Source organism: Pseudoxanthomonas mexicana, assembly GCF_001556105.1.
GTDB classification, from domain to species: Bacteria; Pseudomonadota; Gammaproteobacteria; order Xanthomonadales; family Xanthomonadaceae; genus Pseudoxanthomonas_A; species Pseudoxanthomonas_A mexicana_A.
This window is the reverse complement of sequence record NZ_LSIF01000073.1, coordinates 20,184-45,706: the sequence shown is the minus strand read 5'-3', so window position 1 is coordinate 45,706 and position 25,523 is coordinate 20,184. Positions and strand designations below refer to the sequence as shown.

Sequence of the window (25,523 nt, the reverse complement as noted above, 5' to 3'; positions counted from 1 at the left end):
CGTCAGGGCCGCGCTTCTCTGGTGCGTACCGCGCCTGGCGGCGTCAGTCGATGTCGAGGAAGCTGCGCAGTTGCTCCGAACGCGACGGATGACGCAGCTTGCGCAACGCCTTGGCTTCGATCTGGCGGATGCGCTCGCGAGTCACGTCGAACTGCTTGCCGACCTCTTCCAGGGTGTGGTCGGTATTCATGTCGATGCCGAAACGCATGCGCAGCACCTTGGCTTCCCGCGGGGTCAGGCCGGCGAGCACGTCGCGGACCGTTTCCGACAGGTTGATGTTGGTGGTGTTCTCGATCGGGGACTCCACGTTGGTGTCCTCGATGAAATCGCCCAGATGGGAATCCTCATCGTCGCCGATCGGCGTTTCCATGGAGATCGGTTCCTTCGCGATCTTCATGACCTTGCGGATCTTGTCCTCGGGCATGTCCATTTCCTTGGCCAGTTCCTCCGGCGTGGCCTCGCGGCCGTATTGCTGGAGCATCTGGCGGGAAATGCGGTTCAACTTGTTGATCGTCTCGATCATGTGCACCGGGATACGGATGGTGCGCGCCTGGTCGGCGATCGAGCGGGTGATCGCCTGGCGGATCCACCAGGTGGCATAAGTCGAGAACTTGTAACCGCGGCGATACTCGAACTTGTCCACCGCCTTCATCAGGCCGATGTTGCCTTCCTGGATCAAGTCGAGGAACTGCAGGCCGCGGTTGGTGTACTTCTTCGCGATGGAGATGACCAGGCGCAGGTTGGCCTCGACCATTTCCTTCTTTGCCTTGCGCGCCTTGGCTTCGCCATAGGCCATCGCACGGCTGATTTCCTTGATGTCACCCAGCGTCAGGTGCATCGCCTGCTCTACCGCGATGGTGGCTTCCTGCTCGGCGACGATCTGGTCGCGCACGTCGCGCAGGCCGGAAGACCATTTCTGCTTGCGCTTCAGCACTTCGTCCACCCAACCGAGGTTGGTCTGGTTGCCTTCCCACGCCCGCAGGAATTCCTTACGCGGCATCTTGGCGACATTGGCGCACAGGTGCAGCACGCGGCGTTCGTGATCCTTCACCTGGGCCACGACTTCGCGCAGTTTGCGGACCAGCGTATCGGTCAGCGGCAACGGCAGCTTCAGGGTGACGAATGTCTCGCCCAACTCGGTACGAAGCTTGGCGACCGCCTTGTTGTCGGCGCCGTTCTTCGCGTACGACTTCTTGAACTTGACGTAGCCATCGGCGAGCAGCTGCATGCGGCGCGCGACCTCTTCCGGGTCCGGACCGGTCGGCGCAGCTTCCTCGGCGGTATCGTCGCCGCCATCTTCTTCGTCATCGGCGTCTTCGGCCGCATCGGCGGCTTCTTCAGCGGCCGGCACTTCCGGTGCCGGCTCCTCGACATCGTTGAACCCGACGACGACTTCGGCCAGGCGCTTCTTGCCGGCCTTGTGCAATTCGTACTCTTCCAGCAGCAGTTCGATAGACCACGGGAAATTGCCCAGCGACGCCTGTACTTGGCCCAGGCCTTCCTCGATGCGCTTTGCGATGGCGATTTCGCCTTCGCGCGTCAGCAGCTCGACGGTGCCCATCTCACGCATGTACATGCGCACGGGATCGGTGGTCCGGCCACCTTCGGTATCCAGCGAGGTCAGTGCGGCGGCGGCTTCTTCTGCCGCGGTCTCGTCGACTTCGCGGTTGCCAGTGTTGCCATCGGCAAGCAGCAGGGTTTCGGCATCGGGAGCGACTTCATGGACGTCGATGCCCATGCCGTTGATCATGCCGATGATGTCCTCGATCTGCTCCGGATCGACCAGGTCGTCCGGGAGGTGATCGTTGACTTCGGCGTACGTCAGGTAGCCCTGCTCCAAACCCTTGCTGATCAAGAGCTTGATGTCGGACTGCTGCGCAGGACGTTCGTTGGCCATGGAGGTTGCGCCACCGGGAGTAAGGAAGGGAGAACCCCGTATTATACCAGCCCGGGCCGGCTTGGGTTCCTGCAGCCTGACTCCAGACGAGGGTGAAACGTCAGGGGCGAAGCAGGAAGGTCACCGGCCCGTCGTTGACGAGGCTGATCACCATATGGGCACCGAAACGGCCCGTTTCCACCCTTCCGGCGTGCCGTCCACGGCAGATATCGACCAGCCGGTTGAAGCCCTGTTCAGCCTCGGCGGGCGGGGCCGCCGTCGTGAAGCTGGGCCGCATGCCTGACCGGGTATCCGCCGCCAATGTGAACTGACTGACCAGGAGCAGTCCGCCACCTGTATCGGCCAGCGAGCGGTTCATGCGACCGGCCTCGTCGGCGAACACGCGGTAGCCCAGCAACCGCTCGGCCATGCGCGCAATCTGCGCGTCGCTGTCCCCCGGCTCCACGGCGACCAGCGCGAGCAGCCCGCCGTCGATGGTCCCGATCACCATGTCATCGACAGCCACGGAAGCCCGGGTCACGCGCTGGATCAGGGAAAGCATGGGCGGACGTCCAGACGGGGGGACGACAGGATAGCGGCCAGGCACGGCATGGGCAGGAAGGGGGTCATGCGGGTTGGCTACACTCGCCGGATGAAACCGGACACCCTCGCCGCCCTCGGCTACCACGCCGCCGCCCTGGTCGGGCGCCTTCCCTGGCCCTGGCTGCGCACCCTTGGGGACTTCATGGCCTGGCTCTGGCTGCGTATGGACGCGCGCGAAAGCCGCGTGGCTCGCCGCAACCTCGACATCGCCTACCCCGACCTGCTGCCGGCGCAGCGCAAGGACCTCCACCACGCCATCCTGCGCACGACCGCCCGCCAGGCACTGGAAACCCTGCGCTTCTGGACCCGACCGCCAGCGGAGAACCTCGCCTGCCTGCGCGAGCGCCACGGCGAGGCGCTGTACGACGCGGCACTCGCGAGTGGCAAGGGGGTGATCGTCGCTGCGCCGCACTTCGGCAACTGGGAGCTACTCAACCAGTGGCTGGCGTCGCGCGGCCCGCTCGCCATCGTCTACCGCCCGCCTGCCTCTTCTGCCGGCGACGCCTTCCTGTTGCGCGTGCGCGGCGCCGACAACATCCGCCAGGTGCGTGCCGAAGGCCCGGCCGTGCGGCAACTGTGGAAGGTCCTGAAGGAAGGCGGCTCGGTGGGCATCCTGCCTGACCAGCAACCCAAGGCGGGCGATGGGGAGTTCGCGCCGTTCTTCGGCAAGCAGGCATTGACGATGACACTGGTATCCCGGCTCGCCGCGCGCTCCGGCGCGACCGTGCTATTCGCCTGGTGCGAGCGGATCGGACCCGGCCCGGAGTTCGCATTGCATGTCCAGCCCGCACCACCGGCGATCGCCGACGCGGATCCCGTGGTTGCGGTCACCGCACTCAACAACACAGTCGAACGGATCGCGCGTCGCGATCCCGCGCAGTACCAGTGGACGTACAAACGCTATACGCTGCGGCCTCCGGGCAGCGGCGAGGACACTCCTTACCGCTGATTCCGGCAGGGGATGGGAGCACGGCGCCACGACGACGTTCCCGCAACGCTTTCCACGCATCCAGGACGCGCCAGCCGCAATGAGCGACAACACGGACACCCTCGCGGTTGATGACATGCCGCCAGCTGATTGGCACGCCCTGCCATCCCGCGGCGCCTGGCTGGCCGCACTGGGTGGAGCCATGCTGGTGTTTCCGGTGGGATTCCCGGTCTTCTTCATCGCACGCGCCACGGATGTGCTGTCGCCTTGGCTGGCCGTGCCGATCGCCGCGATGGCCGGAGCGGCCGTCGGCGCTTGGATCGCCGTCAGATACCACCGGCGCACGCGCTGGCGCCTGGATGACCAGGGTTTCGCGGTCCGCCGCGGCAACTGGTGGCAGAGCGAGACCCATGTGCCTATTTCCCGCGTGCAGCATCTCGACCTGAAACGGGGCCCGCTGGAACGCAAGGCCGGCCTTTCCACGCTGGTGGTGCACACGGCAGGCACGCGAATGGCAGCGGTCTCGGTGTCGGGGCTGGATGCGGATGACGCGGAGCGCCTGCGCGAGCGCCTGGCGACGCAGGTCGACCACGACGACGCGCTGTGATGGAAGACGTCGTACCGAGCACACCACCGGACGAACGCCGCCTGCATCCCTGGTCGTGGCTGTTCGTGCTGTTGCAACAGCTCAAGCAGTTCATCTTTCCGCTGGTCGCGCTGGTGGTGTTCGGGGCCCGCAAGAGCAGTAGCGATGGAGAGCTGTGGGCCTCGCTTGCACCCGTCATCGGCATCACCGTGTTGGTGGTGCTGGCGATCCTGCAGTACTTCACCTACCGCTACACGATCGGGCGCGACGGCTTGACGGTGCGCGAGGGCCTGCTGCACCGCTCGCTCCGGGAGATCCCCTTCTCGCGCATCCACAACGTGGTGGTGCACCAGTCGCTGCTGCATCGGGTGTTCGGCGTGGCCGAAGTGAGGCTCGAGTCCGCCGGCGGCACGAAGCCCGAGGCGCAGATGCGCGTGCTTGGCCTGCATGAGGCACTGGCGCTGGAAGACCTGGTGCGGCACCAGGCGCACGGAACCGCGCCCGTCGCGTCCGAATCCGGGACCGTGACGCGCGACGCCGGCAGCACCCTGTTGTCCCTGTCCACGCGCGAAGTCATCCGGCTGGGCCTGATCTCCAATCGCGGCATGATCGTGGTGGCGGCGGGCTTCGGCGCGGCGTGGCAGATCCTGCCGGATCGGATGATGGAACAGGTCTTTCGCCAGGGCGCCAGGCAGGCGTACGGCTATGCCGAAGGCCTGCATCTGGGCTGGCTCACCGGTGCGATCGGTGGCGTTGCCCTGATCGGCATCGCGCTGGCGCTGGTGCGCCTGTTGTCCGTCGCGCTGGCGTTGTCGCAGTTCCATGGGTTCCGGCTGACGGAAGAGCCGCGCCGGCTGATGGTCGAACGCGGCTTGTTCGCACGCCTGCGCACGAGCGTCGCACGCCGGCGCATCCAGGCATGGACGCTGCACGAAGGCGTGCTGCACCGCCTCTTCAACCGGCGCTCGCTGCGCATCGATACCGCTGTCGCCGAAAAATCCGGCCAGCAGGACAACCGCGCCCTGAAGGATCTGGCCCCGATTGCAGCTCCCGATGCCTGTGACGCACTGATCGGCCACCTGCTGCCGCATGTGACATGGCCGCGTGAGGATTGGCAGGCCGTGCATGCGTCCGCACGCTGGCGCCTGTGGCTGCCGTCACTTGCATGGCTGCTGCCCGTCACGGGGCTGGCGGTATGGCAACTGGGCGTGTGGGGATGGCTGGGAGCGGCATGGATGCTGTTCGCCGCCTATGCCGCGCGCCGGCAGGCGCAGCGGATGGGCTGGACGCTGGACGACCACGTCGTGGCCGTGCGCAGTGGCTGGTGGTCGCGCTACTGGCGCTTCGCCGAAATCGACAAGCTGCAGGCGCTGCGCCTGTCGCGCTCACCGCTGGACCAACGCCTCGGGACGTCAACGCTCTGGCTGGACACCGCGGGCGCGAGTGGCATCGCTGCGCCGTTGGCGCTGCGCTTCGTGCCAGAGGCCGATGCCCGCGCGGTCCATGAGCGCTTGACCGCGGCACTGGCTCGACGACGCCTGCACTGGTGACGCGACGGTGACCGATGCCTCGGCCACAAGGACGCCACCGCTCCTGCTCTCTGCCGTCATCATCACGAAGAACGAAGTCGACCGGCTGGGCCGCTGCCTCGCATCGGTGCAAGGCCTGTGCAGCGAGATCCTGGTGCTGGATTGCGGATCGGACGATGGCACGGTCGCACTGGCACGGTCGTTCGGCGCACGCGTCGAGCATCAGGACTGGCTGGGCTTCGCCGGGCAGAAGAACGAGGCCATCCGCCGTGCGGAACGACCTTGGTTGCTGCTGCTGGATGCCGACGAATGGCTGGCCGATGGCAGCGCGGCGCAGCTGCGCGCGCTGTTCGCCACAGGCGAGGTCGAACGAGCGGACGTGTGGCGACTGAAGCGATGCAACTGGTTCCTCGGTCGCTTGCTTCGGGGATTCGAGCGCACCGAACGGCTGGTACGACCGGACCACCGCTACCTGCCGATGCGCGTCCACGAGAAGCCCGATCTTGCCGGCAAACGGGTGGAAGACTGCGACATCGTCATCGAGCACAACACCGCACGCACGCTGGAGGCGCATCGCGCCAAGAATGACCGCTATGCCCGCCTGTGGGCCGAACAACGGCACGCGGACGGCAAGCGCTGCTCCGCGAGCAGTCCATGGACGCATGCGGCCGCCTACTGGCTCAAGATGTATCTGTTGCGCGGCGCGTGGCGTGACGGACGCCGGGGTTGGTGGTTCCATGCCAGCCATGCGCGTGCCGTCGTCGACAAGTACCGCCATCTTCATGCGCTGGGCAAGAGGCGATGAGCGACAGGGATCCGCCTGCCTGCATGCAGGTCGGTCCCGACACAGCCCGCCTGTGCGGGCGAAGCACCCGCCTCACCCCGTCGCGAAGTGCCCGGACTTGTCGATGCCGTAGGGCGTCCAGGTAGCACGGTCCGCGCGCGTCTGCGCACGGATCGCAAGGTTGCGCCTGAGCGATTCAAGGGTCTTGTAGCCGCGCGCGTGATCGAGATGCACGCACACGGCCCGGTGGCGGATCTGCTTGCCACGGATGCCGTGGTTTTCCAGCCGTTCACCGAGTTCGCGGTCGGGGCCGCCGTATTTCATGCGCTCGTCGTACCCGTTGATCGCCAGCAGATCCTCCTTCCATGCGGACGAATTGCAGTTGTTGAACGTCGCGCGCGCGGTGGTGATGGCGTCCAGCAACGGACCGGCCCGGGGACCGGCCGCCAGCTTGAGTACGGGCGAGAAGCCGACACGGTCCAGCCTGCGGAGCCAGTCGAGCCGGAAACAGCGTCCGTCGCGGATGTCCTCGCTCGTGATCGCCTTGCTCGCCTTCATGCTCAGCTTGCAATAGCCGCCGGACAGGAAGCGCCCCGGCTCGGCCTGCTCGGCGTGCACCCGCACGAAATCGCCGCGCGGAACGCAGTCTCCGTCGGAGAAGAGGACATAGTCGTGACGCGCCGCGAGGATGGCGAGGTTGAGGATCCGCTGCCGGCGATAGCCGTCGTCCTCGTGCCAGACATGCCGCAGCGGTACCGGATAGTCCGAGGCCTCGCGTTCCACCAGCCGCCGGGTCGCCTCGCGCGAGCCATCGTCGGCGACAATCAGCTCGAAGTCGCGCCATGCCTGGACGCGGTACCCCTGCAGCACCTTTTCCAGCCATTCTTCCGCGTTGTAGGTGCTGACGATGACGCTGATCCTCATGGCCTCCCCCGCGTCGTCGAACGTCGCCCCCGCGCGCCGTGCGACCGTGTTCCTCAACGCCCCCAGTAACCTAGCTCATGGCGATTCTGCAACCGCCGCAGCGCGCTACCCCACGGCTTGCGCCGCAACGACCCCAGCCTGCCCGCCAGCAGCGCGTCGGTCGCCGCCATCACCCGCTGCGAGGAAAGTCCGTCGCGGCGGGGATGAATGTCGTCGGCATACGCGGCAAGCGCAGCGAGCAGCGGGGCCGGCGGGTCGAATGCCTGTGCCAGCAGGCCTGCCAAGTCCGACGGGTCGTCGAAGTCCAGCATGTGCGGCTTGGGCGCGCGGTTGCGGAACGTCACCACCGGTTTGCGCTGCACCACGAACTCGCTGACGACGGACGTCGTGTCGGCGACCAGCACGTCGGCAGCACGCTGCGCGCTGACCAGGTCGACCGTGTCCACGAACGCCGCGTTCTGCCCACACAGGGCGCGGTAGCGCTGGAACAGCGCCTCCGGGCATTTCGGGTGCAGCGTCAGCAGCCAGAACCGCTCTCCCCCCGCCACCTGTGCGGCGATGGCGTCGAACAGATGCGGCGCCGCGCTCAAACGCTCGGTGAACGTGGAAGCGAACATCACCACCGGTCGCCCGCCGGCCTCGCCCCGCCACGCATCGGCGAGCGGGTCATCGCCGCGGAACAACGGGTCCAGCTTGGGCCAGCCGGTTTCCACCACCTTGAAGTGGCCCTCGCGCGCGGCGAGTGCGGCGAAAGGCGCGGTGGTCGCCGGCCCCTGCGTGCAATAAAGATCGAACATGCCTCGCACGCGGAAATGCCCACGGGGGGCGTCGCGCTTCTCGACGTTGAACCCGTGGAACAGCTGCACTTTGGCCCCCTGCACGAACGTGGGGACTCCATTGGCCGCGCTGAAGACCGCGCGCGGCCGCAGCGCCACCGCTTCGCGCGCATCGGCGACGGGCCGTACCGGACCGCGCAGCGTGGCACCCTGCGCGCCCGCGACGAACCAGGCGTGCACGCCATGCCCGGCGGCTTGCAGGGCATCGGCCAGGGGTTGCAAGATGGGCAACGCATAGCGTTCGGTCCCGAACAACAGGTAGTCCGCCATCAACGTTTCCTCGCTCCATCGGCCCGCCATCTCGGCGTGCATTATCGCGTTCAACGAGGCGGATCGTATCGGAGCGTGCCTGGCGTCGCTGGATTTCTGCGACGACATCCTCGTGGTGGATTCGTATTCCGGTGACGACACGGCCGGGATCGCCCGGTCGATGGGCGCGCGCGTGATGCAGCGCCCATTCGACGGGTTCCGCAGCCAGAAGCAGTACGCGGTGGATCAGGCACGCCACGACTGGGTACTGTGCCTGGACGCCGACGAACGCATCGGCGACGCGCTCCGCGCCTCCATCCTGCAAGCCCGCGATGCCGGCTTCGGCGCGGCGGCCGGCTACCGTTTCGCCCGCCTTTCGGACTATTTCGGGCGTTTCCTGCGCCATGGCAACGCCTATCCGGACCGGGTGCTGCGCCTGTTCGACCGCCGCCGCGGCGGCTGGCGCGGCAAACGCGAAGTGCACGAAGCGGCTTCCGTGGACGGCCCCCTGGAAACGCTGGCCGGCGACCTGATCCACTACCCCTACCGCTCACTGGACCAGCAGTTGGCGAAAACCCAGCGCTACGCGCGGATGATGGCCGAGTACGACCATGCGCACGGCCGGAGGGCGACGCTGACCGGCCTGATCCTGTCGCCCGCATGGCGCTTCTGGCGCGGCTACCTGCTGCGCGGCGGCTTCCTCGACGGATGGCACGGACTGGTCTACGCCTACGTGCGCGCCAACTACGTCAGGCAGAAGACGATCATGCTGTGGATGCTCGAGCGCGGGCAACCGATCGCCACGCCGCCCGCGTCCGGCGACGGCTGAGGGCCGGCCATGTGCGGAATCGCAGGCGCCATCGCGCCCGGGCTACGGCATGACGAAGCCGCGCTGCACGCGCTGGGCCGCAGCATGGGCGACGCCATCGCCCATCGCGGCCCCGACGACGCTGGTACCTGGGCCGATGCGACAGCGGGCGTGGTGCTGTCGCACCGCCGGCTGTCGATCCTCGACCTGAGCCCGGAAGGCCACCAGCCGATGACCTCGGCGGACGGCCGCTGGACCATGGCCTTCAATGGTGAAATCTACAACCATGCCGCACTGCGCGCGGAACTGTCGGCATTGGGCCATGCGTTCCGCGGCCGCTCCGACACCGAGGTGCTGCTGGCGGCCATCGCGCAGTGGGGCGTCGAGGCGGCACTGACGCGCGGCAACGGCATGCTGGCGCTGGCGGCCTGGGACCGGGTGGAGCGAACACTGTGGCTGGCACGCGACCGCGTGGGCAAGAAGCCGCTGTACTACGGCTGGACCGGCGACGGGACGTTCCTGTTCGGCAGCGAGCTGGCCGCCCTGCGCGCCTGTCCCCGGCTGCGCGCCGAGGTCGATCCGGACGCGCTGGCGCTGCTGCTGCGGCTGGACTACATCCCCGCACCGCACTGCATCCTGAAGGGCATACGCAAACTGCCGGCCGGTGCGCTGCTGCGGCTGGACGCCGACCGCGCAGGCGCGCCGCAAGCGGCTGACGTGCGCCGCTGGTGGGATGCGCGCACGCGCCAGGAAGCGGCCATCGCCTGCGGCTTCGACGGCAACGAGGCCGCCGCGCTGGACGCGCTCGATGCTCTGCTGCGGGACGCCGTCGCGCTGCGCATGGATGCCGACGTGCCGCTCGGCGCGTTCCTCTCCGGCGGCACCGATTCCTCCCTGGTCACCGCGCTGATGCAGGCGCAGTCGGCGCGGCCGGTGCGCAGCTTCTCGATCGGGTTCGACAATGCCGTGCACGACGAGAGTGCGCACGCCGCGGCGGTGGCGCGCCATCTGCGCACCGACCACACCGAACTGCGCGCGGACGGCCATGCGGCGCTGGAACTGGTCCCCGGCATCGCCGACATCTACGACGAGCCTTTTGCGGATTCTTCGCAGTTGCCGACTGCACTGCTGTGCCGGTTGGCCCGCCGGCACGTCACCGTTGCGCTGTCCGGCGACGGCGGCGATGAACTCTTCTTCGGCTACGGCAGGTACGTGCGAGCGTTGCGCAACCAGGCGCGGCTGCGCCGCCTGCCGCGGCGCCTGCTGGCGCGGCTGGCCGGCGAACCCGGAGAACACGCGCGGCTGGGTGGCCTGGCGGCGCTGCGCGCCGAGTTGGCGGCCGATGGACTGCAGGGCATCGCACGACAGCGCGTCGGCCGCTGGCGCCATCCCGAACGCATAGTCAGGGGCGCGCACCGCCTGGCCACCGCATACGACGATCCCGCCGCCCTGCTCGTCGCCGGCAGCGACGCAGACCAGCTGATGGCGATGGACTTCGCCTGCTACCTGTCAGAGGACATCCTGACCAAGGTCGACCGCGCCAGCATGGCCGCCGCACTGGAAGCGCGTGCTCCGCTGCTGGACTGGAGGGTGGCGGAACTGGCGTGGTCGCTGCCGTTGTCGATGAAGTACCGCGACGGCGAGCTGAAGTACCTGCCCAAGAAACTGCTCGGCCGTTACTTGCCGCACAGCCTGGTGTACCGGAGCAAGTCCGGCTTCGGCGCGCCAGTGGGGGATTGGCTCAGGGGACCGTTGCGCGACTGGGCCGAAGCCTTGCTGGAAGAGCGAAGACTGCGCGAGGAAGGCCACTTCGACCCGCTGCCGGTGCGCGCGCTGTGGCGCGAATTCCTTGGCGGCCAGCGCAAGTGGCATACCCATCTGTGGGGCGTGCTGATGTTCCAGGCGTGGCGGGAGCGGTGGCTCTGATGCCCACCCGCCCTGCACACACGGTCACCCCCTGACCGCGCTTCCCTGTCCCAACCGTGCCGGCAGGTTGTGGAAGGAACGGCGCAAACCAAACCAAGCCCGGTACGCTTCCCGGGTCAGCCAGCCCAGTGCGCCCACGCTCGGTTTCTGGCTGGCATCGCCGCGGATGGTCGAATCGAACGTGCCGCTGCTCATCACGCCCGGCTTGAGCCCCAAGCATTGCACTCCATGCAGCCAACCCAGGTCCATGTAGTCGTCCACCGGCACGACCCACTCATCGGCATGGCGCAGGAAACGCGCGGCGGCGGCGGGCGCCAGATAATAGCCGAACGTGCACTGGGGGCTGCGCCAATAGCGGTGCAGGACGCAGTCGCCGAAGCGCAGCCACGGCATGCTCGGCCGGTCTGCCGCATGCAGCCGGAAATAACCCACGTCTTCCGGCAGCAACGGCAGGGCCCCCAGTACATCCAGCAAGGCGGGTGCCAGCGCGACGTCGTCTTCCAGCACGATCATGGGACGCCCGCTCTCCACGCACCGCTGCCAGAGCAGGTAGTGACTGGCCCAGCAACCGATCTCACCCGGCCGGAAGGGCCTGCCCTTGCATGCCTGCCGCTTGGTCGCGTTGACATGATCGAAGAGGGGATGCCGCACGCGGCCGTTCACGGCCTCGAAGAACGTCAGTGATAGCCCGAGTGCAGCGGCTTGGGCGTCCATGGAAGCCCTGCGATCGGTCGAGCCGGGCAGGTTGACGACATACAGGGGTAACTCACTCATGCATCGGCGCCTCCCACACACCGCAGCTCATTACTGGAATGAATACATCAGGCCAGGCGATCCATGTGGCTGGCCGTGCAAGCAAGGCCGGCGACGCTCGGCGCTGGCCCATCGATACTTCCTCATCATCCACAAACCCCGGTTGTTCGCCAGCACACCATCCGCCTCCGCGCCACGCCACTGCACCCCGTCACGGTGATCCAGGATCATTTTCCCCGCGCCCCGTCAGCGTTGCAGCAAAGGCCCGTACACCGGCCGGAAGGAGGTGGCGGATTCTAGGGTCGCGTCGAAATGAAGATGCGGGAGCAACGAACAGGCACTCCGGAAATATTCATATTTAGCTCACCCGGCGGGCACGTGCCAATAGGGCCAGCCGCATTGCACGCGAGCGCCAAGGCCGGCGAGCCAGCCTGCGCCGTTACGCATCCATACGCTGCACGCCTGGGCTCGCAGCGTCCATGTACGGCTCTCCGTCCCGCGCGCGCAACGCCAAGCCCAGCATGGTGCCGACCAAGATGGCATAGGAACTGGCGGTAATCGCGTGCGAGAACGTCGACTGGCTCATGCCGGCCAACAAGCAGGCGATGACCAAGGCGGCACAGCCTACATACAGGCGACGGGTGGAGGCGTACCTGCTGCGGCGGAAACCGCGCAGGGCGATCGCCAGCGGCACCCAGTACACCGCGATGATCGCGACGATACCGGGAATGCCCATGGTCGCACCCCATTGCGCGATATCGTTGTGCGCATGCCTGAGATCGCAGAAGTGCCGCTGCTCGCCGCGCCGGCAATGGTCGCTGGCGTCGATACTGGCGCCAAAGCGCTCAATGCCGGTACCGGTGAACGGTGCATCGCCGAATTCCCGGGCGGCGACCGCTAGCAGCTCCAGGCGTGCGCCGATCGGCGTGTCCACCTGCCCATGCCGGTTGGCGGCGACGTCGGGCCACACCTGGTCCATGCGCGACTGTTCGGCCAGCCACGGCACGCCCGCTGACGCAATGGCCACGGCGAGCGCGACACCCGCCGCTACGCCCAGCCTCAACCACAGCAGGCGCCCGGTCGCTTCGCCGATCAGGGAAGCGATCACCACCACGACGAGGCCTGGGACCACTCCGCGGCTACCACTGAGTACGACCGCCACGACCGCCATCACTACCGAGGCCGTCCACAACATCACCCATACCGGCGCCTTCATTGCGGGGCGGCAGAACAGGGCAGCCGCTAGCAGCACCATCACCGAATGCGCGAAGACCAGCGGATTGACATGGCCACCCGCACGCTCCGCGCCCAGCAAGTGTTCCTGCACCGCCAGCGCGCATGCCAGCGCCAGCCCGACCATCGCACCCGCCCACACGCCGCCACGGCCGACGCCGCTTGACCACGTCAGCCACGCACACCACGGCAACAGCAGCAACCGCGCCGGATTGTCCAGCACATCCCATCCCTGGCCGCTGCGGAGCATCGACACGGCGCACACCAGCAGCACAAGGACGGGCACCGCCCCCAGAGCCCCCAGCGCATGCGGAAGAACGCGGCGATCGCCGACCGCATGCGCCCCGGACACGAGCGGCATCAGGCAAGTCGCCACGGCAAGCAGGATGCCGAACGGCGCCAATCCGTTCGGCAACACCACGAAGGCAGCGGCAGAAAAACCGGCCATCCAGACCAGGCGGCGCACAATGGCCCCATGTCCCATCCTTGAGTCCATCACTTGCGTTCCTGAAGAAGCTGCAACCATATTAACGAGCGCGCATGCCTGCGCAATGACAGGCGCGCGCAGCGTGACTCGCGGTTCATCACCATCGCGTCAACGTGTGCGTCATTGCGTCACAGTTTGCGGTGATGACGGCTGCGCCGATCGCGTCGCTGGACGTCACAGCGCGCAGATGCCCTTGCCCATCAGGCGCTCGCGCGCTTGCGCAGTCCCGCGTAAAAGAAGCCGTCCATCATCGCTTCGCCGGGAAAACGCTGCGCACCCGCACTATCGCGGAGGCCCCATGCCTGCGCGGCCGGCACCGGCTCCGCATCGGCGTGCCGCCGGAAGAATGTTTCCACCTGCAACGCGTTCTCGACGCGCAGGATCGAGCACGTCGTATAGACCAGCAGACCACCCGGCCGCAGCACGCGCCAGGCGGCATCGAGCATCCTCGCCTGCAATGCGGCGAGGGCGGCGACGTCCTCGCTGCGCCGATGCAACAGCACGTCCGGCTGCCGGCGCACGATGCCCGTGGCCGAACACGGCGCGTCCAGCAGCACCGCATCGAAGAGCCGCCCATCCCACCACGATGCAGCATCGGTCGCATCGGCAGCGCGCATCTGCGCTCCCAGGCCGACGCGTTCGAGCGTCTCGCGCACGCGCTGCAGGCGACGCTCGTCGACGTCCAGCGCGAGTACCTGCAGCGAGGGATCGCGTTCCAGCAAGTGTGCCGTCTTGCCGCCGGGTGCGGCGCACATGTCGAGTACGCGTGCGCCTGGGGGCAGATCCCGGAAGAGGTCAGCCACCCGTTGCGCCGCGCCGTCCTGGATCGAGACATCGCCCTCGGCGAAGCCAGGCAGGAGCGCAGTCGCCACGGGCGCATCGAGCACCAGGGCGTCGGCCATGCCATCCACCGGCTCAGCCGCGATGCCGACGTCCGCCAGTCGCTGACGGTAGGCATCGCGCGTACCCCGTCGCTGGTTCACCCTCAGCCACAGCGGGGCTTCACGCTGGCTGGCGGCAAAGATCGCGTCCGCCTGTTCGGGCCAATCCTCCCGCACCTGCTTCCGCAGCCATGCCGGCCACAGGGCATCGGCAGACACTGCGGGCAATCCTTCCCGCTGTGCACGCCTCAACAGGGCATTCACCAATTTGTCCTGGTGGGGGCGTCCGAGCGCACGCACGGCTTCGACGGTCGCCGACAGCGCGGCGTGAGGCGGCAACTCCATCACCACCAACTGTGCGAACCCCACGTGCAATAGCGCGCGCAGCTCATTGTCTGCATGCCCCAAGGGCTTCGCCATCCACGCTGCCAGCGCCGCCTCGCTGCGCGCGCGGGAACGCAGCACCGCGAAGCACATCGCTTCCAGCAGCGCACGGTCGCGCACGTCCTCGATGCGGGGCAGGTTCGTCGCGAGTTCGGCTTTGAGGGAGCGGCCGCGGTGCATCACCGCATCGACGACGCGGGTCGCGAGCACCCGTACCGCGACGCCGGCCTGGGTGGTCATGGCAGCACCAGGTCGCGCCGTGCGTTGAGGTAGTCCGCCGCGGTGATCGCCTTGCCGCCTTCGCGCTGGATCACGCGCAACCGCAGCACGCCCGTGCCGCAGGCGATATCCAGGCCCTGCCGGCTGGCGGCCAGCAAGGTGCCCGGCGCCGCTGCATGCGTCTGATCGACCACTACGGCGCCGTGGATGCGCAAGCGTTCGCCGGCAACCTGCGCCTCGGCGACCGGCCACGGACTGAAGGCGCGCACCTTGCGCGCCAGCACCCTGGCCGGCTGCGTCCAATCCAGCTTCGCCTCTGACTTGTCCAGTTTGTGCGCGTAGGCCACGCCTTCGTCAGGCTGCGGATGCGGCGGCAGCCTGACACCGGCCCGCAGCAATCCCAGTGCATCGCGCAGCACCTGCGCGCCCAGGTCCGACAGACGGTCGTGCAATTGCCCGCCGGTGTCCTCAGGCCCGATCGGCAGGTTCTGCGCCAGCAATACCGGTCCGGTGTCCAGACCCGCTTCCATCTGCATCAGACAGACGCCAGTCTCGTCATCGCCGGCTTCGATGGCACGCTGGATCGGTGCCGCACCGCGCCAGCGCGGCAGCAGCGAGGCATGCACGTTCCAGCAGCCGTATTGCGGGATGTCCAGCACGGCCTGCGGCAGGATCAGGCCATACGCCACCACGACCATCACGTCCGGCTGCATCTCGCGCAGCGCGTCCTGGGTGGACTTCTTCTTCAGCGATAGCGGCTGCAGCACCGGGATGCCGCGCTGGATCGCCTCCAGCTTCACCGGCGACGGCGTCAGGCCGCGTCCACGGCCCGCCGGCCGATCGGGCTGCGTGTAGACCGCAACGACTTCATGGTGGGCGTGCGCTGCACGCAGGCAGGGCACGGCGAACGCCGGCGTGCCGGCGAAAACGATTCTCATGGGTAGGCGGCTTCAGGAAAGGGGAACGGAACGGGCGGGGACACCGCGGTCACCCGATCCCGCCGCGCGTGCACGTCAGGCGACGTGCTTGCGCTGCTTGGCCAGCTTCTTGCGCACCATTTCGCGCTTCAGCGGCGAGAGGTAATCGACGAACAGCTTGCCGTCCAGGTGATCCATTTCGTGCTGGATGCACACGGCCAGCAGGCCGTCGGCACGTAGTTCCTGCGGCTGCCCCTGGCGATCAAGGAAGCGCACCGTGATTTCGTCGGCGCGCGTGACGTCGGCGAAGATGCCGGGCACCGACAGGCAACCTTCCTGGTAGACCTGCTCGCCGACCGTGTCGCTCAGCTCGGGGTTGATGAAGACCTGCGGCTGGTTCTTCTCTTCGCTGATGTCGATGACCATGAAACGCTGGTGCACGTCCACCTGGCTGGCGGCCAGGCCGATCCCGGGCGCGTCGTACATGGTCTCGAACATGTCGTCGAGCAGACGCTGGAACCCGGGCGTCGTCACATGCCCGGCGTCGACCGGCACGGCCTTGGTGCGCAGGCGCGGATCGGGGAATTCGAGGATGGGAAGCAGGGCCATGGTACGTCTCGTGATAAGGGCGCCAGTGGAATCCGGCAAGCCCTCACGAATTCTAACGCGGGCGCTTGCGTTGCGCCGGGTTTTCTGGACTATAGTGCTGACCACCTGTCGGGGAATCAGGTAGATACCGCCATGTTTAAATGTTTTCGTACGGTTTTCGCCGTCGCGGTGCTGACCGTCGGCACCTATGCGGCTGCCGCCGAGATGGCGGGAAGCCATCCTGATACCTACGTGGTCAAGCGTGGCGACACGCTGTGGGACATTTCCGCGCGCTTCCTCAAGAAGCCGTGGCTGTGGCCCGAGATCTGGCAGGCCAATCCGCAGATCCAGAACCCGCACCTGATCTATCCGGGCGACGTCATCAGCCTCGCCTATCTGGACCGCGTGGCGGTACAGCAGGGTCCTCGCCAGGAAGCGCCGCTCAATGCGATCCCGCTGTCCGACATCGAGGCCTACCTGAAGGACCGTCGGGTGGTCGACAGCTTCGAGGGTCTGCCGCACGTGGCCGGCTTGGACGAAGACCGCCTGCGCGGCTCCGGTGGCCACAACATCTACGTGCGAGGCCTCGACGGCGGTCAGGTCGGCCAGCGCTACCTGGTCGTACGCCCGCTGGCCCGCTTCACCGACAGTCCCCGCGCGCAGGACCTGGACTTCCGTGGCAAGAGCATCCGCGGGGAAGTCGACCGGTGGAAGGACATCGTCGAGCAGAGCGGCAAAGGTGCGTTCCTTGGCTATGAACTGGTCAAGATGAACGTCGCCACGTTCAGCCGTGGCGTGGTGCCGGGTAGCGAGGTGAGCACGCTGGTGGCCGATATCGGCGGACATGAAGTGCGCGTCGGCGACCGTTTGATTCCGGTGGACGCCCAGCCTTACGACCTGCACTTCTTCCCGCACCCGCCCGCCACCGATCCGGCCGGCAAGCTGCGCGTACTGGCCGTGGCCGATGCGTTCAGCGCTGGCGGAACGCGCGACGTGATCGCGATCACCGGTGGCCGCCTGGATGGCATCGACAACGGCACCGTGTTTTCGATCTGGCGCAACGGCAGCCACACGGCCAACCGCATGGCCCATCCGGAATCCTCCCGCATCAGCGAATCGACGAAGTCCGGCGCCGGTCGCGTCAGCCTGCCGGACGAGTACGCCAGCCATGCGATGGTGTTCCGCACCTTCGACAAGGTCAGCTACGCGCTGGTCATGGAAGGCGTGGAAGCCACGCGTGTCGGTTACGAGCTGAAGCATCCCGACGCGACGTACTGATTCGCGTCAGGCAAATCCTACGCAAGACAGCGACGGCGCCCGAGGGCGCCGTCGTCGTTTCACCCCTACGCTCGTCACATGCCTACCGATGACCTGATTGCCCTGGCCCGCCTCGTCCTGGCCGGCGGCCCCGTCCTGTGTCGCCGGCGGCTGCTGGAACGGTACGACACCCCCGGCGCCGTCCTGCAGGCGGGCATCAATGCATGGCGCGCAGGCGGACTGGACGACGCTCAGATTGCCTCTCTTCAAGGAAGGGCAGACGACGAGGCGTTGCCTTGCACACTGGCATGGCTGGACGCACCGGATCACCATCTGATCGGCTGGCATGATGCCGACTATCCCGCCCCCTTGCGGAACATCGCCAGCCCGCCGCTCGCGCTGTTCGTCGACGGCGACCCGAGCCTGCTGTGGCGCCCCGCGGTCGCGGTCGTCGGTAGCCGGACACCCACCAGCGGCGGCCGCGACAATGCCCATGCCTTCGCGCGTTCGCTGGCATCGGCTGGCATCGTCGTGGCCAGCGGCATGGCACGCGGCATCGATGCGATCGCGCATGAGGCCGCCCTCGCTTTCGGGGAAGGCACCACCATCGCGGTCGTCGGCACCGGCCCCGACATCACGTATCCGCCCGGGCATGAGCGGCTGCGCGAACGCCTCGCCATACAGGGTGCGGTCGTCAGCGAGCATCCGCCGGGCACGCCGGCGCTGCGCAGCCATTTCCCCGCCCGCAACCGCATCCTCGCCGGATTGACGCTGGGCACACTGGTCATCGAAGCCGCCGAACGTTCCGGTGCGCTGATCACTGCCCGCCAGGCAGGCGAGGCAGGACGCGAGGTCTTCGCCATCCCCGGCTCCATCCACAACCCGATGGCGCGCGGTTGCCATCGCCTGATCCGGGACGGGGCCGGTCTGGTGGAACAGGCACAGGAGATCATCGATGCCCTCGCGCCGCTGGCCACCGACCTCGCCAATGCCCTGCGTGGCCGGCTCGGCGAGACGGAATCGGGCGCCATGGCAGGAACCGGCGGGACGCCTCCGCGACTGGACCCGGACTACCAGCGGTTGTGGGAAGCACTGGGCCATGACCCCACAGGTATGGATCAGCTCGTCTCACGGGCTGGATTGACGGCCGCGGAACTGTCCTCCATGCTGCTGGTCATGGAACTGGATGGCTTAGTAACGGCGGAACACGGCCGATACCAGAGAAAGACCGGTTTCTTCACCTCCACAGCGTCGACGACGCAGGCCGAGGGGCAATGAAAGAGAGCATCCTGGATGTACTGCTGTACCTGTTCGAACACTATTTCACTGAAGATGCGGACCCTGTCCGCGACCGCGACTCTCTCCAGAACGGCCTGATCCAGGCCGGCTTCAGCCCCACCGAAATCAGCAAGGCCTTTGACTGGCTGGATGCCCTGGCCGACCAGCGTCCTGCGGCGTCCACGCCGCGCGTCGGTGGTCCGACCCGCGTCTTCCATGGCCCGGAACTCGAGAAGCTGGATGTCGAATGCCGCGGCTTCCTGTTGTTCCTGGAACAGCACGGCGTCCTCGACGCGGACCAGCGCGAGCTGGTGCTGGACCGCGCCATGGCACTGGACCAGGACGAGCTGGACCTGGACGACCTGAAGTGGGTCGTGCTGATGGTGCTGTTCAACCAGCCGGGTTCCGAAGCCGCCTACGCGTGGATGGAAACGCAGATGTTTGCCGACGAGCCCGAGCCGGTACACTGAGGCGTTGATCCGCTTCAGGGGGAAGCATGTCGGGTTGGTATTACGCCGACCGGAACCGTGAGCAGCACGGTCCGGTCTCGTCGGATGAACTGGTCACCCATTACCGTTTCGGACGTCTTGCGCTGGACAGCCTGGTCTGGCGCGAAGGCATGGCGCAATGGCAGCCCCTGCGCGATGTCGCCGACGAACTCGGCTTGAATCCTGCGCCGGTCGAGATCGGAAGCGCGCCGCCACCGGTACCACAGGCCACTCCCGCTCACGCGACGAATGCCGACCCACAGGACCGCTTGCTGCGCGCACCCGTCGCGCCACCCGCAAAGCCGGGCATGTCCGGCGGCAAGATCGCATTGATCGTCGCGGCGGTGCTGCTGGTGCCGTGCCTGGGCATCGGCGCGATCCTCGCCGCGATCTCCATTCCCGCCTACAACGACTACACGCTGCGCGCCAAGGTGTCGCAGGCCATCGCCGAGAGCCAGCCACTGAAGCAACAGGTGGAAGCGATACGCACCGGTGAAGCGCGCTGCCCGGGCAATGGTGAAGGTGACATCGGCACCCCTGAGAGTTACGCCGGCACCTACGTCACGCGTGCGATCGTCGGTGAATTCGACGATGGCACCTGCGGGTTCGAGCTTGAGTTCGGCAATACCGGCAACACCGAGATCGACGGACGCAAGCTGTGGTGGGATATGGGCAGCGACAACAGCACGTGGAACTGTTCGTCGGAAATCGACAACAAGTGGCTGCCGCTGGACTGCCGCGACTGAGCAACGCGAGCGTGGCGACACCAACCGCGCTTTTTACCGGGGAATGACACGATGACGCAGTGGTACTACGCCGACGCCAGCGGGCAGCGGCAGGGGCCGTTCTCGGCCGAGGAACTGGAAAGCCATGTGCGCCACGGGCGCCTCGATGCCGCATCGCTCGTGTGGCGGGAAGGGCTGCACGACTGGCAGCCGCTGAAGAACTTCGCCGCGGAATTCGACCTGCAGCTCGATGCCATCGCCACGCCGGCCGTGGACATAGCAGTGCCGGACGCCGATGCGCCCTACACGCCGCCGACCGCGGACCTGGCGACCTTCCAGCCCGTCGTCGCCGGCCACGTCGTGCAGGCGGGCCTGTGGAAGCGCTTCGCGGCCAGCTTCATTGACAGCATCGTCACCACGGTCATCAGCTACGCGCTGATGATTCCGCTGATGCTGATCGGCGTCGGCGTGATGGGTGCCGGCGGCTCCGACAATCCGTTCGCCACCGGTGCGGGCGTCGCCTCGATGCTGGCGATCTATCCGATCCTGTTCCTCGCACCGTGCATCTACTTCGGGTGGATGCAGTCCTCGTCGTTGCAGGCCAGCCTCGGCAAGCTCGCGGTCGGCATCAAGGTCGCGCGTACCGACGGCCAGCGGATGAGCTTCTGGCGCGGCTTCCTGCGCTCGCTCGGCTACCTGGTCTTCACCATGGTCACCTGCGGCCTGGGCGTGCTGATCTCGGGCCTGATGGTGGCGTTCACCGAGCGCAAGCAGGCGCTGCACGACATGCTGTGCGACACGCTGGTGGTGGACAAGTGGGCGTTCACGTCCTTCCCCGAACGCCAGCGCGACGAACTGGGCGTGGTCACCATCGTGATCCTGGTGCTGGCTGGACTGGCGATCATCGGCAGCATCGCCATCTACGCGGTGATGGGCGCGATGCTGATGAAGGATCTCGCATGACCGTCTGGTATTACGTCGATACCCAACAGCAGCGCCACGGCCCGGTGGACGGCGATGCGATGGCCGCCCTGTTTCGTGACGGCACGCTCACCCGTACCTCGCTGGTCTGGCGCGAAGGCATGCAGCAGTGGACCGCGCTGGTCAATGTCGCGCCGGAACTGCGGCTGGACATGACGCCGCCTTCCCCGCCCGCGCCCGAGACGGCGGACACGCCGGTCGCCACCGAGGTGGAGGTCGAGCGTCCGTTGACCGGTCGCGCGGTGTTTACGGCCAGCGAACCGAGTTACGCCCAACCCGAGGCCATCCCGCGTGCCGAGCCCGCCGTATCACCCGGCGACTCTCCCTACGCCGCGCCGCGTGCGGACATCGGCATCGGTGCCTACGGAAGGCCGGTCGCGCATGGCCACGTGGTCTATGCCGGCTTCTGGAAGCGCGTGGCGGCCAGCGTCATCGACTCGCTCGCCATCGGCATCCCGGTAGGCATCATCGCGGCCATTCTCGGGGGCCTGGCCGGCGGCGGCTTCAGCAGTCTCGAAAGGTTCAACGCGGTGCAGACGCTGAGTTCCTACTTGCTGGGTGCCATCGCGTTCGCCTGGTTCCACTCCAGCGCTGGACTGCTGGCCACCCCCGGCAAGCTGGCCATCGGCATCAAGGTGGTGCGCACCGACGGCGACAAGATCACGTTCCTGCGTGGCTTCGGCCGGTACTGGGCCTACCTCCTCAGCTCGCTGCTGCTGTGCATCGGCCTGATCATGGCCGCCTTCACCGAGCGCAAGCAGGGTCTGCACGACCTGATGTGCGACACGCTGGTGGTGGACAAGTGGGCCTTCACCTCCCAGCCGGAGCGGCAGCGCGAGGAACTCGGCACCGTGACCATCGTGATCCTGGCGTTGTTCGGCCTGCTGCTGGTGGGCCTGGTCATCCTGGCCATCGTCGGGGTCGCCGCCCTGGCCTCGATGGGCCGCTGAGCCGACTCACCTGGCGTGACCGGGGTCGCGGCCCCGAGGTCTGGCCGGGCGCTGTGGCTTGACAGGCCGGGACGGCCGTGACACCACTATAAATGGGAAATCTGAACGCCCGGGGCCCCCGCTCCGGGCGTCCGCTTCTCTGGCGCCCGCATCTGGGCCACCCTTGCCGGCCCCCGGACGGCCCACCCGAACTCCCCTGAACCCCTGACATGCCCAAGCACCTGCTCATCGTCGAGTCGCCCGCCAAGGCCAAGACGATCAACAAATACCTCGGCAAGGACTTCACCGTCCTGGCGTCCTACGGCCACGTCCGTGACCTGGTGCCGAAGGAGGGCGCGGTGGACCCGGCCAACGGGTTCGCGATGCGCTACGACCTGATCGAGAAGAACGAGAAGCACGTCGATGCGATCGCCAAGGCCGCCAAGGGCGCCGACGACATCTTCCTGGCGACCGACCCGGACCGCGAGGGCGAGGCGATCAGCTGGCACATCGCCGAGATCCTGAAGGAGCGTGGCCTGCTCAAGGACAAGCCGCTGCACCGCGTGGTGTTCACCGAGATCACCCCGCGCGCCATCAAGGAAGCCATGGGCCAGCCGCGGCAGATCGCCGGCGACCTGGTCGATGCGCAGCAGGCGCGCCGCGCGCTGGATTATCTGGTCGGCTTCAACCTGTCCCCGGTGCTGTGGCGCAAGGTGCAGCGCGGCCTGTCCGCCGGCCGCGTGCAGTCGCCCGCGTTGCGCATGATCGTCGAGCGCGAGGAAGAGATCGAAGCCTTCATCGCCCGCGAGTACTGGAGCATCGAGGCCGAGTGCGCGCATCCGCGCCAGGCCTTCACCGCCAAGCTCACCAAACTGGACGGGCAGAAGTTCGAACAGTTCACCGTCACCGACGGCGACACCGCCGAAGCCGCCCGCCTGCGCATCCAGCAGGCCGCGCAGGGCACGCTGCACGTCACCGACGTGACCAGCAAGGAACGCAAGCGCCGTCCCGCACCGCCGTTCACCACCTCGACGCTGCAGCAGGAAGCCTCGCGCAAGCTCGGCTTCACCACCCGCAAGACCATGCAGGTGGCGCAGAAGCTGTACGAAGGCGTGGCCATCGGCGACGAGGAAGGCACCGTCGGCCTGATCAGCTACATGCGTACCGACTCGGTGACGCTGTCGCAGGACGCGCTGGCCGAGATCCGCGACGTCATCGCGCGCGACTACGGCACGCAGGCGCTGCCGGACAAGCCGAACGTCTACGTCACCAAGTCGAAGAACGCGCAGGAAGCGCACGAAGCCGTCCGCCCGACCAGCGCGCTGCGCACGCCCGCGCAGGTGGCCAAGTACCTGAGCGACGACGAGCGCAAGCTGTACGACCTGATCTGGAAGCGCGCCGTCGCCTGCCAGATGGTCCCGGCCACGCTCAACACCGTCAGCGTCGACCTCGCCGCCGGCAGCCAGCACAGCTTCCGCGCCAGCGGCACCACCGTGGTCGATCCCGGCTTCCTCGCCGTGTACGAGGAGGGCAAGGACCAGAAGGCCGCCGAGGACGACGACGAAGGCCGCAAGCTGCCGCCGATGAAGCCCGGCGACACCGTGCCGCTGGACCGCATCCACGCCGACCAGCATTTCACCCAGCCGCCGCCGCGCTTCACCGAAGCGGCGCTGGTGAAGGCGCTGGAGGAATACGGCATCGGCCGTCCCTCCACCTACGCCTCGATCATCCAGACGCTGATCTTCCGCAAGTACGTGGAAATGGAAGGCCGCGCGTTCAAGCCCAGCGACGTCGGCCGCGCCGTGTCCAAGTTCCTGTCGGGCCACTTCACCCAGTACGTCGACTACGACTTCACCGCCAAGCTGGAGGACGAGCTCGATGCCGTTTCCCGCGGCGAGGAAGAGTGGGTGCCGCTGATGGAGAAGTTCTGGGGCCCGTTCAAGGAGCTGGTGGACGAAAAGGCCGAGACCGTCGACCGCAGCGAAGCCACCGGCGCGCGCGAGCTCGGCAAGGATCCGAAATCCGGCAAGCCGGTCAGCGTGCGCCTCGGCCGCTACGGGCCGTATGCGCAGATCGGCGACAAGGACACCGACGAGAAGCTGGAGTTCGCCTCGCTGCGTCCCGGCCAGTCGATGCACACCATCACCCTGGAAGACGCGCTGGAGCTGTTCAAGCTGCCGCGCAAGCTGGGCCAGGACAAGGACGAAGAGGTCAGCGTCGGCATCGGCCGTTTCGGTCCGTTCGCCAAGCGCGGCAGCACGTATGCCTCGCTGAAGAAGGAAGACGACCCGTACACGATCGACTTGGCGCGCGCGGTGTTCCTGATCGAAGAGAAGGAAGAGATCGCCCGCAACCGCATCATCAAGGAATTCGACGGCAGCGACATCCAGGTGCTCAACGGCCGTTTCGGTCCGTACATCAGCGACGGCAAGCTCAACGGCAAGATCCCGAAGGACCGCGAGCCCGCCTCGCTGACCTTCGAGGAAGTGCAGAAGCTGCTGGAGGAAACCGGCAAGCCGGTGCGCAAGGGCTTCGGCAAGAAGGCGCCCGCCAAGAAGGCCGCGGTGAAGAAGGACGCTGCACCCAAGAAGGTCGCCGCCAAGAAGGCACCGGCGAAGAAGGCCGCCAAGAAAGCGACCAAGAAGACCGCAGCGAAATCCGCCACCAAGAAGGCGGCAGCGAAGAAGACGGTGAGCAAGGCCGCCAAGGCCATCGCCGGCGACGACGCACCGTTCTGATCCCACCGCTCGAAGGACCCGAGCCGACGCCATGCCGATCGAAAGGACCATCGAGGAAGCGGCGGAAACGATCCGCAGCGGCGGCGTTGTCGCCTACCCCACCGAAGCCGTGTGGGGACTGGGCTGCGACCCGTTCGATGAGGGCGCGGTGCACCGGCTGCTGGCGATCAAGCAGCGGCCGGTCGAGAAGGGCCTGATCCTGATCGCTGCCACGCTCAAGCCGCTGATCGACGTGGCCGCCGTGCCGACCGACCGCCTCACCGAGGTGCTGTCCAGCTGGCCCGGGCCGCATACGTGGATCATGCCCGCCACGCCGCAGGCGCCGCGCTGGGTGACCGGTGCGCACCGCGGCATCGCCGTTCGGGTCAGCCAGCATCCGGTCGTGATCGGCCTGTGCCAGGCCTATGGCGGCGCGCTGGTATCCACCAGCGCCAACCTCACTGGGCAACCGCCGGTCAGCGAGCAGGCGGCACTGGATCCCGCCCTGCTGGCGCGCGTCGACGCCGTCGTGCCGGGTGCCACGGGCGGCCTCGACCGCCCCACCGCCATCCGCGACGCGCTCACGGGCCACTCGCTGCGTGACTGACGGCCATACGGGCCGCGCCATCGGCTTTCC

The 25,523-nt window shown here is 67.4% G+C and carries 23 protein-coding genes; 14 read left to right on the top strand and 9 right to left on the bottom strand.

The genetic code is table 11. The features are described 5' to 3' along the window. Nucleotides 1-43: 43 nt before the first annotated feature. Complete coding sequence (rpoD, locus tag AX730_RS13005) at nt 44-1,897, bottom strand: RNA polymerase sigma factor RpoD (protein WP_062357198.1); 1,854 nt, start codon at nt 1,895-1,897, stop codon at nt 44-46. A gap of 100 nt (nt 1,898-1,997) precedes the next feature. After that, nucleotides 1,998-2,438: a D-aminoacyl-tRNA deacylase gene (gene dtd, locus AX730_RS13000; RefSeq protein WP_062357196.1), complete on the bottom strand. Its 441-nt coding sequence runs from the start codon at nt 2,436-2,438 to the stop codon at nt 1,998-2,000. A gap of 90 nt (nt 2,439-2,528) precedes the next feature. Between dtd and AX730_RS12995 the strand changes: the two genes are divergently transcribed. The 4 genes from AX730_RS12995 (at nt 2,529) to AX730_RS12980 (ending at nt 6,327) form a co-directional block, all read left to right on the top strand. Next, complete coding sequence (locus tag AX730_RS12995; protein ID WP_062357194.1) at nt 2,529-3,428, top strand: lauroyl acyltransferase; 900 nt, start codon at nt 2,529-2,531, stop codon at nt 3,426-3,428. Between the two features lie 79 nt (nt 3,429-3,507). Continuing rightward, complete coding sequence (locus AX730_RS12990) at nt 3,508-4,014, top strand: PH domain-containing protein (RefSeq protein WP_232310256.1); 507 nt, start codon at nt 3,508-3,510, stop codon at nt 4,012-4,014. Beyond that, on the top strand, nt 4,014-5,543 hold the full coding sequence (locus tag AX730_RS12985) for a PH domain-containing protein (protein ID WP_062357192.1): 1,530 nt from the start codon (nt 4,014-4,016) through the stop codon (nt 5,541-5,543). The genes AX730_RS12990 and AX730_RS12985 overlap by 1 nt, the downstream gene beginning before the upstream one ends. 7 nt (nt 5,544-5,550) lie before the next feature. Continuing rightward, nucleotides 5,551-6,327, top strand: a complete 777-nt coding sequence (locus AX730_RS12980; RefSeq protein ID WP_062357190.1) for a glycosyltransferase family 2 protein — start codon at nt 5,551-5,553, stop codon at nt 6,325-6,327. A gap of 72 nt (nt 6,328-6,399) precedes the next feature. On the opposite strand, the gene AX730_RS12975 is transcribed toward AX730_RS12980, so the two are convergent. After that, nucleotides 6,400-7,287: a glycosyltransferase family 2 protein gene (locus AX730_RS12975; RefSeq protein ID WP_198147190.1), complete on the bottom strand. Its 888-nt coding sequence runs from the start codon at nt 7,285-7,287 to the stop codon at nt 6,400-6,402. Beyond that, a complete protein-coding gene (locus tag AX730_RS12970) occupies nt 7,284-8,339 on the bottom strand; it encodes a CDP-glycerol glycerophosphotransferase family protein (protein ID WP_198147199.1) in 1,056 nt (351 codons plus the stop codon). The genes AX730_RS12975 and AX730_RS12970 overlap by 4 nt, the downstream gene beginning before the upstream one ends. Between AX730_RS12970 and AX730_RS12965 the strand changes: the two genes are divergently transcribed. After that, nucleotides 8,335-9,144 carry a glycosyltransferase family 2 protein gene (locus AX730_RS12965; protein ID WP_062357186.1) on the top strand — a complete coding sequence of 270 codons (810 nt, stop codon included), beginning with the start codon at nt 8,335-8,337 and terminating at the stop codon, nt 9,142-9,144. The genes AX730_RS12970 and AX730_RS12965 overlap by 5 nt on opposite strands. A 9-nt stretch (nt 9,145-9,153) precedes the next feature. Further along, nucleotides 9,154-11,049 carry an asparagine synthase (glutamine-hydrolyzing) gene (gene asnB / locus AX730_RS12960; protein WP_062357184.1) on the top strand — a complete coding sequence of 632 codons (1,896 nt, stop codon included), beginning with the start codon at nt 9,154-9,156 and terminating at the stop codon, nt 11,047-11,049. Nucleotides 11,050-11,073: 24 nt separating this feature from the next. Here the strand turns inward: asnB and AX730_RS12955 are convergent, their stop codons facing one another. The 5 genes from AX730_RS12955 to def all read right to left on the bottom strand — a co-directional run bounded on the left by AX730_RS12955 (nt 11,074) and on the right by def (nt 16,532). Beyond that, nucleotides 11,074-11,823, bottom strand: coding sequence for a glycosyltransferase family 25 protein (locus tag AX730_RS12955; protein ID WP_083537894.1), 750 nt, complete (start codon nt 11,821-11,823; stop codon nt 11,074-11,076). Between the two features lie 418 nt (nt 11,824-12,241). Then, nucleotides 12,242-13,483: an O-antigen ligase family protein gene (locus AX730_RS12950; protein ID WP_198147188.1), complete on the bottom strand. Its 1,242-nt coding sequence runs from the start codon at nt 13,481-13,483 to the stop codon at nt 12,242-12,244. 239 nt (nt 13,484-13,722) lie between these two features. Then, nucleotides 13,723-15,027 (bottom strand): 16S rRNA (cytosine(967)-C(5))-methyltransferase RsmB, encoded by a 1,305-nt coding sequence (gene rsmB, locus AX730_RS12945; RefSeq protein ID WP_062357179.1) that lies wholly within the window; start codon nt 15,025-15,027, stop codon nt 13,723-13,725. Further along, a complete protein-coding gene (fmt, locus tag AX730_RS12940; protein WP_062357177.1) occupies nt 15,024-15,944 on the bottom strand; it encodes a methionyl-tRNA formyltransferase in 921 nt (306 codons plus the stop codon). Before fmt ends, rsmB begins: the two co-directional genes overlap by 4 nt. A 75-nt stretch (nt 15,945-16,019) precedes the next feature. Continuing rightward, the gene (def, locus tag AX730_RS12935; protein WP_062357175.1) at nt 16,020-16,532 is read right to left on the bottom strand and encodes a peptide deformylase; all 513 of its coding nucleotides are present in this window, start codon (nt 16,530-16,532) and stop codon (nt 16,020-16,022) included. A 132-nt stretch (nt 16,533-16,664) separates the two neighbouring features. On the opposite strand from def, the gene AX730_RS12930 reads away from it, so the two are divergent. The 8 genes from AX730_RS12930 (at nt 16,665) to tsaC (ending at nt 25,493) form a co-directional block, all read left to right on the top strand. Continuing rightward, on the top strand, nt 16,665-17,789 hold the full coding sequence (locus tag AX730_RS12930) for a LysM peptidoglycan-binding domain-containing protein (RefSeq protein ID WP_062357173.1): 1,125 nt from the start codon (nt 16,665-16,667) through the stop codon (nt 17,787-17,789). A 78-nt stretch (nt 17,790-17,867) separates the two neighbouring features. Next, complete coding sequence (gene dprA, locus AX730_RS12925) at nt 17,868-19,046, top strand: DNA-processing protein DprA (RefSeq protein WP_062357172.1); 1,179 nt, start codon at nt 17,868-17,870, stop codon at nt 19,044-19,046. Continuing rightward, a complete protein-coding gene (locus AX730_RS12920) occupies nt 19,043-19,516 on the top strand; it encodes a DUF494 family protein (protein WP_062357170.1) in 474 nt (157 codons plus the stop codon). Before dprA ends, AX730_RS12920 begins: the two co-directional genes overlap by 4 nt. A 26-nt stretch (nt 19,517-19,542) precedes the next feature. Then, entirely contained in the window at nt 19,543-20,280 is a 738-nt protein-coding gene (locus AX730_RS19495; RefSeq protein ID WP_062357168.1) for a GYF domain-containing protein, read from the top strand. Nucleotides 20,281-20,331: 51 nt separating this feature from the next. Further along, on the top strand, nt 20,332-21,222 hold the full coding sequence (locus tag AX730_RS12910) for an RDD family protein (protein WP_062357166.1): 891 nt from the start codon (nt 20,332-20,334) through the stop codon (nt 21,220-21,222). Then, nucleotides 21,219-22,190: an RDD family protein gene (locus AX730_RS12905; protein WP_062357164.1), complete on the top strand. Its 972-nt coding sequence runs from the start codon at nt 21,219-21,221 to the stop codon at nt 22,188-22,190. Before AX730_RS12910 ends, AX730_RS12905 begins: the two co-directional genes overlap by 4 nt. Nucleotides 22,191-22,399: 209 nt before the next feature. Continuing rightward, a complete protein-coding gene (locus tag AX730_RS12900; protein ID WP_062357162.1) occupies nt 22,400-24,907 on the top strand; it encodes a DNA topoisomerase I in 2,508 nt (835 codons plus the stop codon). Between the two features lie 31 nt (nt 24,908-24,938). Beyond that, on the top strand, nt 24,939-25,493 hold the full coding sequence (gene tsaC / locus AX730_RS12895) for an L-threonylcarbamoyladenylate synthase type 1 TsaC (protein WP_062357160.1): 555 nt from the start codon (nt 24,939-24,941) through the stop codon (nt 25,491-25,493). Nucleotides 25,494-25,523: the final 30 nt, after the last annotated feature.